This is a genomic window from Streptomyces sp. RB17, assembly GCF_009604455.1.
GTDB lineage: Bacteria > Actinomycetota > Actinomycetes > Streptomycetales > Streptomycetaceae > Streptomyces.
In genome coordinates, this window is sequence record NZ_WEGL01000001.1 from 996,753 (window position 1) to 1,010,905 (window position 14,153).

General features: G+C 70.6%; 17 protein-coding genes. 5 read left to right on the forward strand and 12 right to left on the reverse strand.

What is annotated here, in order from left to right; translation table 11 throughout:
* Positions 1 to 2 precede the first annotated feature (2 nt).
* Together SRB17_RS04595 and SRB17_RS04600 are read right to left on the reverse strand one after the other, a co-directional pair.
* The gene (locus SRB17_RS04595; RefSeq protein ID WP_153534758.1) at positions 3 to 737 is read right to left on the reverse strand and encodes a hypothetical protein; all 735 of its coding nucleotides are present in this window, start codon (positions 735 to 737) and stop codon (positions 3 to 5) included.
* Positions 738 to 857: 120 nt separating this feature from the next.
* Positions 858 to 1,226: an arsenate reductase family protein gene (locus tag SRB17_RS04600; RefSeq protein WP_153534760.1), complete on the reverse strand. Its 369-nt coding sequence runs from the start codon at positions 1,224 to 1,226 to the stop codon at positions 858 to 860.
* A gap of 221 nt (positions 1,227 to 1,447) precedes the next feature.
* On the opposite strand from SRB17_RS04600, the gene SRB17_RS04605 reads away from it, so the two are divergent.
* Complete coding sequence (locus SRB17_RS04605; RefSeq protein ID WP_323374968.1) at positions 1,448 to 1,762, forward strand: hypothetical protein; 315 nt, start codon at positions 1,448 to 1,450, stop codon at positions 1,760 to 1,762.
* Positions 1,763 to 1,813: 51 nt separating this feature from the next.
* On the opposite strand, the gene SRB17_RS04610 is transcribed toward SRB17_RS04605, so the two are convergent.
* Complete coding sequence (locus SRB17_RS04610) at positions 1,814 to 2,506, reverse strand: alpha/beta hydrolase (RefSeq protein WP_153534762.1); 693 nt, start codon at positions 2,504 to 2,506, stop codon at positions 1,814 to 1,816.
* 136 nt (positions 2,507 to 2,642) lie between these two features.
* Between SRB17_RS04610 and SRB17_RS04615 the strand changes: the two genes are divergently transcribed.
* The gene (locus SRB17_RS04615) at positions 2,643 to 2,921 is read left to right on the forward strand and encodes a hypothetical protein (protein WP_153534764.1); all 279 of its coding nucleotides are present in this window, start codon (positions 2,643 to 2,645) and stop codon (positions 2,919 to 2,921) included.
* Positions 2,922 to 2,941: 20 nt separating this feature from the next.
* On the opposite strand, the gene pspAB is transcribed toward SRB17_RS04615, so the two are convergent.
* From pspAB to glnA, 4 genes are all read right to left on the reverse strand, one after another.
* On the reverse strand, positions 2,942 to 3,526 hold the full coding sequence (gene pspAB, locus SRB17_RS04620; protein WP_153534766.1) for a PspA-associated protein PspAB: 585 nt from the start codon (positions 3,524 to 3,526) through the stop codon (positions 2,942 to 2,944).
* Between the two features lie 3 nt (positions 3,527 to 3,529).
* A complete protein-coding gene (gene htpX, locus SRB17_RS04625; RefSeq protein WP_153534768.1) occupies positions 3,530 to 4,450 on the reverse strand; it encodes a zinc metalloprotease HtpX in 921 nt (306 codons plus the stop codon).
* Between the two features lie 162 nt (positions 4,451 to 4,612).
* Positions 4,613 to 4,867: a hypothetical protein gene (locus SRB17_RS04630; protein ID WP_153534770.1), complete on the reverse strand. Its 255-nt coding sequence runs from the start codon at positions 4,865 to 4,867 to the stop codon at positions 4,613 to 4,615.
* A 159-nt stretch (positions 4,868 to 5,026) separates the two neighbouring features.
* Positions 5,027 to 6,436 carry a type I glutamate--ammonia ligase gene (gene glnA / locus SRB17_RS04635; RefSeq protein ID WP_153534772.1) on the reverse strand — a complete coding sequence of 470 codons (1,410 nt, stop codon included), beginning with the start codon at positions 6,434 to 6,436 and terminating at the stop codon, positions 5,027 to 5,029.
* A gap of 209 nt (positions 6,437 to 6,645) precedes the next feature.
* Between glnA and SRB17_RS04640 the strand changes: the two genes are divergently transcribed.
* Together SRB17_RS04640 and SRB17_RS04645 are read left to right on the forward strand one after the other, a co-directional pair.
* Positions 6,646 to 7,116 carry an RDD family protein gene (locus SRB17_RS04640; RefSeq protein ID WP_323374969.1) on the forward strand — a complete coding sequence of 157 codons (471 nt, stop codon included), beginning with the start codon at positions 6,646 to 6,648 and terminating at the stop codon, positions 7,114 to 7,116.
* A 103-nt stretch (positions 7,117 to 7,219) separates the two neighbouring features.
* On the forward strand, positions 7,220 to 7,720 hold the full coding sequence (locus SRB17_RS04645) for a flavin reductase family protein (protein ID WP_153534776.1): 501 nt from the start codon (positions 7,220 to 7,222) through the stop codon (positions 7,718 to 7,720).
* Between the two features lie 20 nt (positions 7,721 to 7,740).
* On the opposite strand, the gene SRB17_RS04650 is transcribed toward SRB17_RS04645, so the two are convergent.
* From SRB17_RS04650 to lipB, 4 genes are all read right to left on the reverse strand, one after another.
* Entirely contained in the window at positions 7,741 to 8,430 is a 690-nt protein-coding gene (locus SRB17_RS04650) for a DUF4191 domain-containing protein (protein WP_153534778.1), read from the reverse strand.
* 70 nt (positions 8,431 to 8,500) lie between these two features.
* On the reverse strand, positions 8,501 to 8,698 hold the full coding sequence (locus SRB17_RS04655; protein ID WP_053653973.1) for a hypothetical protein: 198 nt from the start codon (positions 8,696 to 8,698) through the stop codon (positions 8,501 to 8,503).
* Between the two features lie 217 nt (positions 8,699 to 8,915).
* A complete protein-coding gene (lipA, locus tag SRB17_RS04660) occupies positions 8,916 to 9,881 on the reverse strand; it encodes a lipoyl synthase (protein ID WP_323374970.1) in 966 nt (321 codons plus the stop codon).
* Between the two features lie 106 nt (positions 9,882 to 9,987).
* Positions 9,988 to 10,785 carry a lipoyl(octanoyl) transferase LipB gene (gene lipB, locus SRB17_RS04665; protein WP_323374971.1) on the reverse strand — a complete coding sequence of 266 codons (798 nt, stop codon included), beginning with the start codon at positions 10,783 to 10,785 and terminating at the stop codon, positions 9,988 to 9,990.
* Positions 10,786 to 11,024: 239 nt separating this feature from the next.
* On the opposite strand from lipB, the gene SRB17_RS04670 reads away from it, so the two are divergent.
* Positions 11,025 to 12,494, forward strand: coding sequence for a regulator (locus SRB17_RS04670; RefSeq protein ID WP_153534780.1), 1,470 nt, complete (start codon positions 11,025 to 11,027; stop codon positions 12,492 to 12,494).
* 135 nt (positions 12,495 to 12,629) lie between these two features.
* Here SRB17_RS04670 and SRB17_RS04675 read toward each other — a convergent pair whose 3' ends face one another.
* A complete protein-coding gene (locus SRB17_RS04675; protein ID WP_323374972.1) occupies positions 12,630 to 13,994 on the reverse strand; it encodes an NAD(P)/FAD-dependent oxidoreductase in 1,365 nt (454 codons plus the stop codon).
* Positions 13,995 to 14,153 lie beyond the last annotated feature (159 nt).

The following is a 14,153-nucleotide window of genomic DNA, read 5'->3' on the forward strand; positions in this document are numbered from 1 at the left end:
CCTCACCCCACCTTCTCGATCCGGGCGTGCCGGATGAGGAACTTGCCGGGTTCCCTGACCTGTTCGAAGGCCGCGTTGTTGAGCAGCACGCAGCTGCCGGAGACCGAGGTCACCTTCACCGTCGTGGACTTGTTGTTGTCCAGGTTGGTGACCTTCAGCGTCGTCCCGGCCGGGAACTGGTTGCTGGACGCGGCCGGCGCGCCGGCCTCACCGGAGAGCGTGACCGTGGAGCCGTTGCAGACCTGCTGGCCGGCGGCCGCGGCGGCGCCACCGCCGTTGCTCCCCGCGGCGGCGGACTGCGAGGGCTGCGCGCTCTGCTGGCCTGCGCCCTGCTGGCCTGTGCCTTGCTGTCCGACCTGCTGTCCGGCGCCCTGCTGGCCGTTCTGCGTCTGCTGCCCGGTCTGGGAGCCCTGAGCCGACTCCCCAACCGTGCAACCCGCCGCCTTCTGCTGGAGCTCGATCTGCTTGATGACCGCCTCACGGTTGGCGATCCGGGCGGCCGACTGCGCGTCCGGATGAGCCTTTTGGTCCGCGATGAACCGGTCGTTGTTGCCGTGGGCCGTGGCCAGTCCCTGGCACACCGTCGAGTCCGCCGCGGACAGGGTCTTCGCGCCCTGTGCGGGCTGGGCGGCGTTGGACGTCGTGGCGAGCGCGAAGGCCCCGCCGCCCGCCACCGCCGCGGCACCGACGAGCAGCGCGATCTTCTTCTTCGTACCGAGAGTTCTCCTGCGCGACATGCGCGCCTCCTGAAGAGGTAGGGGAGCGTACGCCGCTATGTACGAGATACCGAACGGGGTTACTCAGCGGTTGCAGGAGTCGGTGAAGTGGGCTGCGTCACAGCGGAGTTGAGCGGCCGCTCAGTCCTTGTTGTGGGACAGGGCTTCCCGTACCGCGTCCTCGGAGCGGGCGACCAGGGCCGTTCCGTCGTCGGCGGTGATGATCGGGCGCTGGATGAGCTTGGGGTGCCCGGAGAGCGCGGCGATCCACCGGTCCCGGGAGTTCTCGTCCCGCGGCCAGTCCTTCAGCCCCAGCTCCTTGGCGACCGCCTCGCCGGTCCGGGTGATGTCCCACGGCTCCAGGTTCAGCCGCTCCAGCACGGCCCTGATCTCGTCCTCGCTCGGCACGTCCTCCAGATAGCGGCGGACGGTGTACTCGGCTCCCTCGGCGTCGAGCAGGCTGATGGCGCTGCGGCACTTGGAGCAGGCCGGGTTGATCCAGATTTCCATGCGGGACACGGTACTCGGTACCGGGTCTGTTCGATTCTCCGACGCCTCGGCAGCCCCTCCTCGACCGGCTGTCACAGAACCTCAACCACCGTGTCCACCAGGGGCTTTACCGACCATCTGTAGCCAACCGATTGTCAGTGCCCGGCAGTAGACTGGAGGCAGTGTTCGAGGGCATCGCCGGACTGTCCGGACGGTGCCCTGACCGCGACAGGAGGATGCCCGTGCCCGCTGCCGCCCTGAAGCCGAAGCCGTTGCCCACCCAGTCCACCGCCAAGCACCCCGTGCTGTTCGACTCGCCCTACGAGCCCGTGGTGAAGCGGCCGCTGCCGGCCGGACGGCCGCGCGAGTGGTATGTCACCCACAACCGCCGTCTGAAGGCCATGCGCCTCGCCATAGCCCTGCTCGACTCGGGCATCTACTTCCCGGCCCAGGCCCGCGACGAGAAGATCCGCAGCACGGCGGAGGAGATCGGCATGCGTCCGCCGTCCGACACGACGTGCCACATGGTGCGCGCGTTCATGCGCTACAACCGCTGAGGCCGGCGGACACCGGGTGCCCTTCCCGTCGGCGGGGCACCCGGCGGCCTCTCACGCCGACACGGCCTCGACCGGCTCGCGCTCGGCCGACTCCGCCAGCAGGTGGGTCACGAACCTCCGCCGGTCCTCCGCATGGCCCTGGAACCAGAGGCCCAACCGGTGCTCGGCGTGCGGGAGTTCGAAACGGGTGTACCGGGCCCGGGTGGACAGCGCGTCCTGTACGGCCTCGGTCACGGCCGGCGGGATGACGGCGTCGGTGCCGGGGACCGCCGGCACCGCCCGGCCCGCGTACGCCCGGTACGCCTCCAGGGCGGCTGAGGTCCGCCGGCTGTCCGGACTGCGGATGATCTCGCTGAACCGGCCCCGGCCGTTCTCGAACGGCACCTGCCAGGCCTCGGCGGAGTAGACGGCGGGGGAGCACAGCGCGACGGCCGCCACCCGGGGGCCGTAGTGCCGTACGAGATCGGTGGCGTGTGCGTCGAGCACCGCCACCGCCTGCTCGAACCGGTGGCGCGGGCTCAGTTCCGCGAGCGACCCGGTGCTGTCGCCGTGCCCCGAGAAGTCGAACGCCACAGCGTGGCAGCCGTGCCCGGCCAACTCGGTGAGCAGCGGCAGGAGGCGCTCCTTGCTGCCGTTGCCCGCGCCGTGCAGCAGGGCCACGGTGGCCCGGCCGGGCGCGCCGGTGCGCACCGCGCTGAGTCGTTCGCCGTCGAAGTCGTAGGTGAAGTACGCGAGTTCGCTCATGGGGCCATGCACTCAGGGCTGCCCCGCGCCGGGCGGAAAACGGGATGCGGTCCCTGCCACCGCGTCCCTACGCTGAACAAACGGCACGAAGCCGACACACCCCACCCCCGCCACACTCACCCCACGGAGGTCCGTCATGCGTGGCATCCTCGCGTCCGGGACCGTCGTCCTGGTGATCCTCGGAATCGGAAACCATCTGTGGTGGCTCGCCGCCGTCGCGTTGCTGTACCTGTACGTGACGCACGGGCGTGGTTCGCCCGGCACGCCACCACCCGCCGGCGCGAGCACCCCGCCCCCGCCGGAGAGCTACCGCGCCTACCGCGAGCGCCGGGACCGGCAGGCGAAGTGGGAGCGCCGCTACCGCCGGGAGCGGCCCTTCGAGGCCCGCCGGCAGGAGCGTGAGAAGAGCAGGTGAAGTGCGTAGGGCGGCCCCGGTCACAGGCCGGGGGCGCCCCACACCGGGAACCAGCGGCCGAGGTCCTGCTCGATCCGCAGATCGTTCGCGAGCGTCGCCTTCACCTGGAGCTCCAGCGCGTTGTCGCGCCGCTCGGCCGCGCCGGGCAGCGGAGCGAAGGGATAGAACGTGCCTCGCTTGTAGAGATAGACCAGCGCCAGCCTGCGGCCGCCGTCGTCCGTGAAGGCGGCCAGTGAGCACAGCAGCTGCGGGCCGAAGCCGTTGATCTCCATCGCGCTGTTCACCGCGTGCAGATCGTTCACCAGCTCCGGCAGCTGCTCGGGGCTGCGCGCGGACACCAGCCAGGAGTACCCGTAGTCGTCCCGGCGCAGCTCCACCGGCGGGCCGGAGCGGTCGGTGTCCGCGTCCAGCAGCGCCTGCACCTCCCGGTGGGTCTGCTCGAAGGCCGCGCCCTCCACCGTGGCGAAGCACACCGCGCCGGTCCCGGTCGGTGTGAAACCGGCCGCTGCCTCAAGGGTCACGGCCGCCGAGGGCAGCGCGAAGAGCTGGTCGAGATCGGGCGCGACCGGTTTCGTACGGCCCAGCAGGATGTCCAGCAGCCCCAATGCTCAGCCCGCCTTCCCGGGGGTGGCGGCCTCGCCCAGCTCCGCCGAGATCCGGCCGAGCTGCTCCAGCCGCTGCTCCAGGGACGGGTGTGTGGAGAAGAACCGCTCGATGCCCGGCTCCTTCCCGGTCGCCGGGGTGAAATAGAAGGCGTTGAAGGCCTGGGCGGTGCGCAGATCCTTGGTCGGGATCCGGGCGATGTCGCCGCTGACCTTGGTGAGCGCCGAGGCCAGGGCCGACGGGCGGCCGGTGAGATGCGCGGCCGCACGGTCCGCCGCCAGCTCCCGGTACCGGGACAGCGCACGGATCAGCAGGAAGCTGATCGCGTACACCGCCGCGGAGACGCCCATGATCGCGGCGAAGACGGCGGCGGTGTTCTGGTCCCGGCGGCCCCCGCCGAAGACCTGCGAGTAGAAGGCGAACCGCACGATCAGGCCCGCCAGCACACCGAGGAAGGACGCGACCGTGATCACGGCGACGTCCTTGTGCGCCACGTGCGACAGCTCGTGCGCCAGCACGCCCTCCAGCTCGGCCGGCTCGAGCCGCCGTAGCAGCCCCGTGGTCACGCAGACCACGGCGTGGTCGGGATTACGGCCGGTAGCGAACGCGTTCGGCATGTCCATGTCGGATACGGCGACCACCGGTTTGGGCATGTCCGCGATCGCGCACAGCCGGTCGACCACCGCGTGCAGCTCGGGATACTCCTCGCGCTCCACGACCCGGCCGTGCATCGCGAACATGGCGATCCGGTCGGAGAACCAGAACTGCGCCACGAACATCGCCCCGACCACCACGACGACCAGCACCCAGGACTTCAGCAGCGCGATCAGCGCTGCGATGAAGGCCACGTACAGCAGACCGAGCAGGAACATCGTCAGACCCATGCGCACGGTCAGCCGTCGGTCGCTCCGGAAGCGGCTCTGCATCTTGCATCACCCCGCAGTCAGGCACTCGTCCCGCTGTCCAGTGTGCACCAGCCGACTCCCATGAACAGGTCCTGAACGGCCCTAGGAGCAGCAAAACGTACCTGTGGGTCGGCCGGCTGTCGCTGAGCGTCCCCGGCGCCCGAGCGCCGGGTACGACCCGTCCTAGTACGACGATCCGAACTGCAGCAGCCCGATCAGCACGATGACCGCGATCACACAGCCGAAGACCACGGCCGTGGACGCCCATGACGCCCGGCGCGGCACCGGACCGGGGTCTGCGCGGAAGGGCGCCGGATTCGGCGGGCTCTCCTTCCAGCGCGCGGCCAGCATCCGCGCCCGGGCCGAGGGCTCCTTGTGCACGGCGGAATTGGCCCAGCGGTGATCGAACTCCCGCTCCCAGTCGTCCTGTCCCGTCATCCCCGTTCAACCTCTCTCGTCCGGCAGGGTCAGGAGGGATGATCCCCCGGAAGTAGGAAGTCCGGGAAGCGCGAAAAAGTTCCCTCACCCGGTGTCCCACCGGCTGAAACACACCGAAGGCCCCCCGGCGGAGCCGAGGGGCCTTTCAGGTGGCGTCTGTCACACGTCGAAGTACAGCTCGAACTCGTGCGGGTGCGGACGCAGCTGCAGCGGCGCGATCTCGTTGGTGCGCTTGAAGTCGATCCACGTCTCGATCAGGTCCGGCGTGAAGACGTCGCCCTGGAGGAGGAACTCGTGGTCGGCCTCGAGCGAGTCGAGGACGGCCGGCAGCGAGGTCGGGACCTGGGCGACGTTCGCGTGCTCCTCGGGAGCCAGCTCGTACAGGTCCTTGTCGATCGGCTCGGCCGGCTCGATCTTGTTCTTGATGCCGTCCAGACCCGCGAGAAGCAGGGCGGAGAAGGCCAGGTACGGGTTGCCGGAGGAGTCCGGGGCGCGGAACTCGACGCGCTTGGCCTTCGGGTTCGAGCCCGTGATCGGGATACGCATCGCGGCGGAGCGGTTGCGCTGCGAGTACACCAGGTTGATCGGCGCCTCGAAGCCCGGCACCAGGCGGTGGTACGAGTTCACCGTCGGGTTGGTGAAGGCCAGCAGCGACGGGGCGTGCCTGAGGATGCCGCCGATGTAGTAGCGGGCGGTGTCCGACAGGCCCGCGTAACCGGCCTCGTCGTAGAACAGCGGGTCGCCGTTGCTCCACAGCGACTGGTGCACGTGCATGCCCGAGCCGTTGTCGCCGAAGATCGGCTTCGGCATGAAGGTCGCGGTCTTGCCGTTGCGCCAGGCCACGTTCTTCACGATGTACTTGAACAGCTGCAGGTCGTCGGCGGCGGCCAGCAGGGTGTTGAACTTGTAGTTGATCTCAGCCTGGCCGGCGGTGCCCACCTCGTGGTGCTGGCGCTCGACCTTCAGGCCGTTCTTCTCCAGCTCCAGGGAGATCTCGGCGCGCAGGTCGGCGAAGTGGTCGACCGGCGGGACCGGGAAGTAGCCGCCCTTGTAGCGGACCTTGTAACCACGGTTGTCCTCGAGGGCACCGGTGTTCCAGGCGCCCGCCTCGGAGTCGATGTGGTAGAAGCTCTCGTTCGCCGAGGTGGCGAAACGGACGCTGTCGAAGACGTAGAACTCGGCCTCCGGACCAAAGTACGCGGTGTCCGCGATACCGGTCGACGCGAGGTAGGCCTCGGCCTTCTTCGCCACGTTGCGCGGGTCACGGGAGTACTGCTCGCCCGTGATCGGGTCGTGGATGAAGAAGTTGATGTTGAGGGTCTTGTCGCGGCGGAACGGGTCCACGCGGGCCGTCGAGAGGTCGGCGCGCAGGGCCATGTCGGACTCGTGGATGGCCTGGAAACCGCGGATCGACGATCCGTCGAAGGCCAGCTCCTCGTCCGGGTCGAACGCCTCGACGGGCACCGTGAAGTGCTGCATGACGCCCGGCAGGTCGCAGAAGCGGACGTCGACGAACTTGACGTCCTCGTCCGCGATGAACTTCTTGGCCTCGTCGGCGTTCTGGAACATCCAGCTCCTCCTACTCCCGACCGTCCTCGCCGGGGTGGTAGATCGTTCGTGCGGCCAGTGCGGTGGCACACGCTGGTCATGACCCTAGGGACGGGTGATTTCTCGGGCGTGACCCATTTGTTTCGCAGAAGTTAACCGGCCACATGTCCACCCTAGCTCCGGGACACCCCGGCGTACCCCGGTCATTTCGGGCCCAGTACCGTGGACGGGTGGACAACAGGCAGGCACTCGGATCGTGGCTCTCCGGGCCCCGCGCGGCCATGGAAGAGGCCGGTGCGGACTTCGGCTACCGGGGTGAGCAGCTGGGTCTCCCGGAGGAGGGGCCGAACTCGATCGCACGCCCGGGGCGGCGGCTCGGCGCGCTCGCCGTGGACTGGGGGCTGAGCGTTCTGATCGCATACGGCCTGATCACGAATGGCTATCGGGTGCCTGCGACGAGCAACTGGGCGCTCGGCGTCTTCTTCGTCATGAGCGTGCTGACCGTCGGCACGATCGGCTTCACCCCGGGCAAGCGTATCTTCGGCGTCCGGGTGGTGGCCCTGGAGACCGGCACGGTCAATCCGCTGCGGTCACTGCTGCGCACGGCCCTGCTGTGCCTCGCGATTCCGGCGCTGATCTGGGACCGGGACGGGCGGGGGCTGCACGACCGGCTCGCGAAGACCGTAGAGGTCCGTATCTGACCGTTCTCGGCTGCGCGAGCAACCCCCACGCTCCCGCATCCGGCGATGGCCCGGATGCCCCCATCCGGTTGCCCGGTCACACCGCCGGCTGCATCGTCGCGGTATGACCGATGCTCAGGATGTGATGGCGGCGGAGGTGACGCCGGAGGAGTTCCGGAACGCCATGGCGCGTTTTCCGTCGGGCGTGGTGGTGGTGACTGCCAGCTGCGAGGACGACACCCCGCGCGGCTTCACGGCGAGCTCTTTCTGTTCCGTCTCCCTGGAGCCACCCCTGGTCCTGGTGTGTCTCGCGGACGCGGCCGACTCGTCGGCGGTCTTCGCGCGGTGCGACCACTTCGCGGTGAGCGTGCTGGCGCCGGAGCATCAGCCGCTGGCCCTGCTGTTCGCCACCAAGGGCGCCGACAAGTTCTCCGACGCCCTGCTGCAGCCGAGCCCCTTCGGGCTGCCGACCGTGCGGGAGGCGCCCGTACAGCTGGACTGTGCCGCATACGCGCGTTACCCGGCCGGGGATCACACGATCCTGATCGGCCGGGTAACGGGGGTGCGGCTGGGCGAGGGTTCGCCGATGGTCTATTGCGAGCGGGAGTTCCGGCGCCTGTGCTGACAGGCCGGTAGCCGCGGGGCTCAGCGGCCCTTCGGCATCCGCATGCCCTTGGGCATGGGGCCCTTCGGCACCGGCATGTTGCTCATCAGGTCGCCCAGAGCCCGCAGTCGGTCGTTGGTGGCCGTCACCTGGGGGCCGGTGAGCACGCGCGGGAACTTCAGCATCGTCGTGCGCAGCTTCTTCAGCTCGACCTGGCCCTCGCCGTCGCCGACGATCACGTCGTGCACCGGTACGTCCGCGACGATCCGGTTCATCTTCTTCTTCTCGGCGGCCAGCAGGCTCTTCACCCGGTTCGGGTTGCCCTCGGCGACCAGCACGATGCCGGCCTTGCCGACCGCCCGGTGCACCACGTCCTGGCTGCGGTTCATCGCCACCGCCGGAGTCGTGGTCCAGCCCCGGCCGATGTTGTCCAGCACGGCGGCCGCGGCGCCCGGCTGGCCCTCCATCTGGCCGAACGCGGCGCGCTCGGCCCGGCGGCCGAACACGATCGCCATCGCCAGCAGCGCGATCAGCAGGCCGAAGATGCCCAGGTAGACCGGGTGGCCGAGCAAGAAGCCGATCACAAGGAAGACAGCGAGGGTGCCGATGCCTACGGCCCCGAGTACAAGACCGATCTTCTTGTCGACCTTGCGGGTCATCTTGTAGGTGAGAGCGATCTGCTTCAGTCGCCCTGCGTTCGCGGCGTCCGCCGCGGTTTCCTTCCTCGCCATGTCAGGAAGTCTACGTGGCCCCGGGAGTGCGGACGACGGCAGTGTCCGTCGGGACGGGGCCGGCGGGGGATCAGGAGCGGCCGGCGGCCTGCTCCAGGACACGCTGCGCCTCGACCCGGTCCTTGGCCCGCCGGCGGTCCTCCAGCACGGAGGTCCAGGCGTTGCGCCGGGCGGTGCGCTGACCGCCGCTCATGAGCAGGGACTCGACGGCGCGGAGAGCGTCGGTGAAGGACGGGATGGCGGTGGCGCGTACGGGCGCGGCCTGCATGATCGAGGTCCCCCCTCGGATCGGGTGGTGTACGAGGCGTGATACCAGAGTCACTGATTGGTGTTACCAGGGCGTGTCCGACCGGTCAAACACCAATGAAGCCTTGATACAGAGCACTGAAACGCTGACGCGGCCCTGACGCCCGCCCTCATCAGCGAGGACGGTCAGGACCGCGTCGACTCGGCCATTACTGGCCAGTAGCTATTTGTGCGCGAATTCACACAGCCTGCGTGGCGACGAAGGCGCCACGCTTCTCGACGGCCATCTGGTACAGGCGCCCGGCCCGGTACGAGGACCGCACCAGCGGACCCGACATCACACCGGAGAAGCCGATCTGCTCGGCCTCCTCCTTCAGCTCCACGAACTCCTGCGGCTTCACCCAGCGCTCGACGGGGTGGTGCCGGACGGAGGGGCGCAGGTACTGGGTGATGGTGACCAGCTCGCAGCCGGCGTCGTGCAGCTGCCGCAGCGCCTCGCCGACCTCCTCGCGGGTCTCGCCCATGCCGAGGATCAGGTTGGACTTGGTCACCAGGCCAAAGTCGCGGGCCTCGGTGATGACCTTCAGGGAGCGCTCGTAGCGGAAGCCGGGGCGGATCCGCTTGAAGATCCGCGGGACCGTCTCGACGTTGTGCGCGAAGACCTCGGGGCGGGCGGAGAAGACCTCGGCGAGCTGTTCCGGGACCGCGTTGAAGTCGGGGGCCAGCAGCTCCACCTTCGTACGGCCGCCCTCGCGGCCGGCGGTCTGGGCGTGGATCTGGCGCACCGTCTCGGCGTACAGCCAGGCGCCGCCGTCCTCCAGGTCGTCGCGGGCGACGCCGGTGATGGTGGCGTAGTTCAGGTCCATGGTGACCACGGACTCGCCGACGCGGCGCGGCTCGTCACGGTCCAGGGCCTCGGGCTTGCCGGTGTCGATCTGGCAGAAGTCACAGCGCCGGGTGCACTGGTCGCCGCCGATGAGGAAGGTCGCCTCGCGGTCCTCCCAGCACTCGTAGATGTTCGGGCAGCCGGCTTCCTGGCAGACCGTGTGCAGGCCCTCGCTCTTCACGAGGTTCTGCATCTTCGTGTACTCGGGGCCCATTTTCGCCCGGGTCTTGATCCACTCGGGCTTGCGCTCGATGGGGGTCTGGCTGTTGCGGACCTCCAGGCGCAGCATCTTGCGTCCGTCGGGTGCGACTGCGGACACGACCGGCTCCCTGTGACTTCGATTCTTCGGCGCACACCAGGGTACGCCCGTGCGTTTCACGCCCTGCCCGTGAGGCCAACCCCGGGACCGCAGGGCTCATTCCCGGTCAGGCCGTCGCCTTCTCGATCACCCGCGGCTTGAGCTCCGCGTTCTCCAGGATGTCCTTCAGGTGCTTCTCGGCCACCGGCAGGACCTCCTCGATGGTGACGTCCCGGCCCAGCTCGCCCGCGAGGGAGGCGACCCCCGCGTCCCGGATGCCGCACGGGATGATCCGGTCGAACCACTTGTTGTCGGGGTTCACGTTGAGGGCGAAGCCATGCATCGTGACGCCCTTGGCGACCCGGATGCCGATCGCGGCGATCTTGCGGTCCTCGCGGCGCTGGCCCGCGTTGGAGGGGGCGTACTCGGGGCCGTTGAGCCGGGGGTCGAACTCGTCGTCCGTCAGTCGCGGGTCGAAGTCCAGGGACAATCCCCCGAGCGCCGGCCGCTGCTCGACCGGGTCGCCGAGCACCCACACGCCGCTGCGGCCCTCGACCCGGGTGGTCTCCAGACCGAACTCGGCGCAGGTGCGGATCAGGGCCTCCTCCAGGCGCCGTACGTGCGCGACGACGTCCACCGGGCGCGGGAGCTTCTGGATCGGGTAGCCCACCAGCTGGCCGGGGCCGTGCCAGGTGATCTTGCCGCCGCGGTCCACGTCGATGACCGGGGTGCCGTCCAGCGGACGCTCGCTGTCCTCGGTGCGGCGGCCCGCCGTGTACACCGGGGGGTGCTCCAGGAGGATCACGGTGTCCGGGACCTCGTCGGCGAACCGTGCCGCGTGCACCCGGCGCTGCTCGTCCCAGGCTTCCTGGTAATCGACGGCATCCGCACCGAACCCCATGCGGACGAACCGCAACTCACTCACGGCAAGCGCCTCCCTCAGCGACCGGTGTGTCAGGCACGTAACGCGCCCACGCCACTGTACGTCCGTCCGGCGTACGTCAGCCCTGCGGGCGTTTCTCACACGATCGGATGAATGCCTGGCGGAATGTGCGATCGCCTGCTCACTCTCCGCTACATTCGCGCCGTTCATGAGGCCATAAGGGCTGCTCAACGGCAAACCGGGCACTTCGGCGGCCCGGAAGGCAGGAGACCGCACCGCAGATGACGGACCGACCCGCGCAGCGCACCCCCAACCGCCAGCTCGCCGCGCTCATCGCAGAAGCGGGATTCTCCAACGCGGGTCTGGCCCGTCGCGTCGACCAGCTCGGCCTGGAGCACGGGCTGGACCTCAGATACGACAAGACCTCGGTCACCCGCTGGCTGCGCGGACAGCAGCCGCGCGGTACGACCCCCGCCCTCATCGCCGAGGTCTTCACGCGCCGGCTCGGGCGCCGGCTCACGGCCCAGGATCTCGGCCTGGACGCCTGCGCGCCGGTGTACGCGGGGCTGGAGTTCGCGGCCACCCCGGAGGAGGCCGTCGACATCGTCAGCGGGCTGTGGCGCAAGGACTCCGGCAGCCACGCCGAGCTGCGCAAGATCGCGTTCACCCCGGCGGGGCTCGTGGTGCCCAGCCGGGACTGGCTGATCGGCAAGGCCGACGACAAGGTGGCCCGCGAACAGGTAGCCCGGGTTCCCGCGCAGGGCCGCGCGGCGCCGGCCAAGCCCCCGGGCCGGCCTGCGCTCGCGGTCCCGCCCCGGGCGCGCGGGCACGCCGAGCGCGCCCCCGGCAACAGGGTCACGGGCGGCGACATCAACGCGCTGCGCTCGGTCGGCGAGCTGTTCCGCACCCTCGACGACCGGTACGGCGGCGGCCACGCCCGGCAGGCCCTGGTGCGCTACCTGGAGCACGAGTGCGAGCCGATGCTCCGCGGCAGCTACGACGAGCAGACCGGCCGCAAGCTGTTCGCCGCGGCCGCCGACCTCACCCGGCTGGCCGGCTGGACCTCGTACGACATCGCCGCCCACGGACTCGCCCAGCGCTACTTCGTGCAGGCTCTGCGGCTCGCCCAGGCGGCCGGTGACCGGGCGTACGGCTCCTATGTCCTGGTCACCATGAGCCGCCAGGCGGTCTACCTCGGCCACGGCAGGGAGGCCGTGCAGCTGGCCCGGGTCGCCCAGCAGGGCGCGGGGACCGGTGGCCCGCCGGTCGTGCAGGCGCTGCTGCACGCCTCCGAGGCGCGGGCGCACGGCGTGCTCGGGGAGGTGCGGGCGTGCACGGCGGCGCTCGTGCGGGCCGAGCGCGCTCTGGAGGCGGCCCGGCCCGGGGACGAGGTGCCGTACTGGGCCAGGTTCTTCGACGAGGCGCAGCTCGCCGACGAGTTGGGGCACTGCCACCGGGATCTGCAGCAGTTCCGGGCCTCCGCCCAGCACGCCGAGCGTTCGCTCCAGCTCCGCGCGCCCTCCTACGCCCGCAGCCGGCTCTTCTGCCGCGTCGTCCTCGCCACGGCCCGCCTCGGCCTCGGCGAGCTCGACCAGGCGTGCGCGCTGGCCGCGGAGGCGGCGGGGCAGGCCGCGGAAATGCGGAGCGCTCGGGCGATCGAGTACGTGAGGGACTTCGAGCGCCGGCTCGAGCCGTACCGGGACGCGGCACCGGTGCGGGGGTATCGGGAGAAGGTGGCGGCGTTGGGGTAGCCGGTTGCCACTCGCCGTCGTGGGTTGCGGTCGTTCGCTTGGTGACGCGCCGTCGCTTGGTGACGCGCCGTCGTGGCTTGTCGCGCCCACGCGGCGGAGCCGCGTATCGACACAGTCCCGCGCCCCTTGGGGCGCCTACGCCGCCCTTGGCAACGTCGGTGCCGGATCCGCGCGGTTCAGGGAGCCCGACGCACCGAGGTCGGCCAGGATCGCCGCCGTCGCCCGGTGGGCGGAGTGCAGGGCGCCCTGGACCGTGCTGGTGTCGCGGTGGTCGCCGCAGACGTAGAGGCCGGCCAGGAGGCGGACCGGACGGCGCAGGTCGTGGGGTGGGCGCATCGCCGGGACCGCCTCCGGGGTGTGGTGCACCGCCAGCGTCTCCCAGCGGCGCGTCGAGGTGCCGTAGAGACGGGAGAGGTGGATGCGGACGGCGGTGTCGATCCCCTCGGGCGGGGTGCCGAGCACGGTCGAGGAGATCAGCACCCGGCCGACCGGCGCCCGGTTCGGGTCCACGTTGCTGAGCACCGCGGTGTGTGCGACCGGGCCACCGCGGTCGGCGTCCAGCAGCAGGGAGGTGCCGGTCGAGAAGGCCGCCGCCGGGTCGTCGGTGGTGTGGTGGACCACGGTCACGGGGTGGAAGTCCGGCACCCTGAGGCCCGGCAGCAGCTCCGCCGCGGCGCGCGCGTCGGTCGCCAGCAGTACCGCCCGGCAGCGGATCTCGCCGTGTTCGGCGGTGGCGACGGACGTCGTGGAGACCGAGGTGACGCGTACCCCGGTGTGCACGGTGCCCGGCGGCAGCGCCCGCGCCAGCAGCTCCGGCAGTACCTCCGCGCCGCCCTCCGGCACGCACAGCCGGCCGCTCGCGAAGGCGCGCAGCGCGAGGTCGGCGCACCGGCTGGAGGTGGTCAGCTCCGGGTCGCACAGCAGGCAGGCGAGCAGCGGGCGCAGGAAGCCGTCCACCGTGCGCGGCGGCATCCCGCGCTGGGCGAGGGCCTTGCGGGCGGGCATCTCGGGCCGCGCCAGGATGCGTTCGACCGGCGTGGCGGCGATCCGCCCCAGCGCCGCGCCGAGCCGGGCCTGGTCGACGGCGCCGCCCACCGGTGCGCCGGCCCGGCCGGGGGTGGCCGCCGGTCCCCTTGGGGCGCTCGCGAGGGCGCGCACCACATGGAGTGCGCCCCTTGTGCTCCCCCCGGACGCCGGTGCGCCCGCGCGGTGGGTGCGTCCGTCGCGGTGCAGCAGGACGCCCGGCGCGAAACTGCGCAGGACCAGGGAGTCCAGGCCCGGGGTCGTGCGGAGTTCGGGGTAGGACGTGGACAGCAGCTGTCCGATGCGGTCGAGCCGGAAGCCGTCGACCTTCTCCGTCGACATGCGGCCGCCGACGTAAGGGGCGGCCTCGAGGACGGCGGTCGAGATTCCTGCGCTGGTCAGCCGATGGGCCGCCGAGAGTCCGGCGATTCCGGCTCCCACGATGACGACGTCGACCTGGTACGCGGGCTCAAGCACGAGGCCCCTCCTGTGGTTGCGCGGCCGGTGGAGACGTCATGCCCCCAACTGGCTCCGGGGATACCCGAGTTCGGATCGAGGTTAGGTCCGTGATCGGTCACGAACAGTCGCGCATCAACAGGGCACGGTCGCATGCAGGTCGCATACGGTCACGGCTGT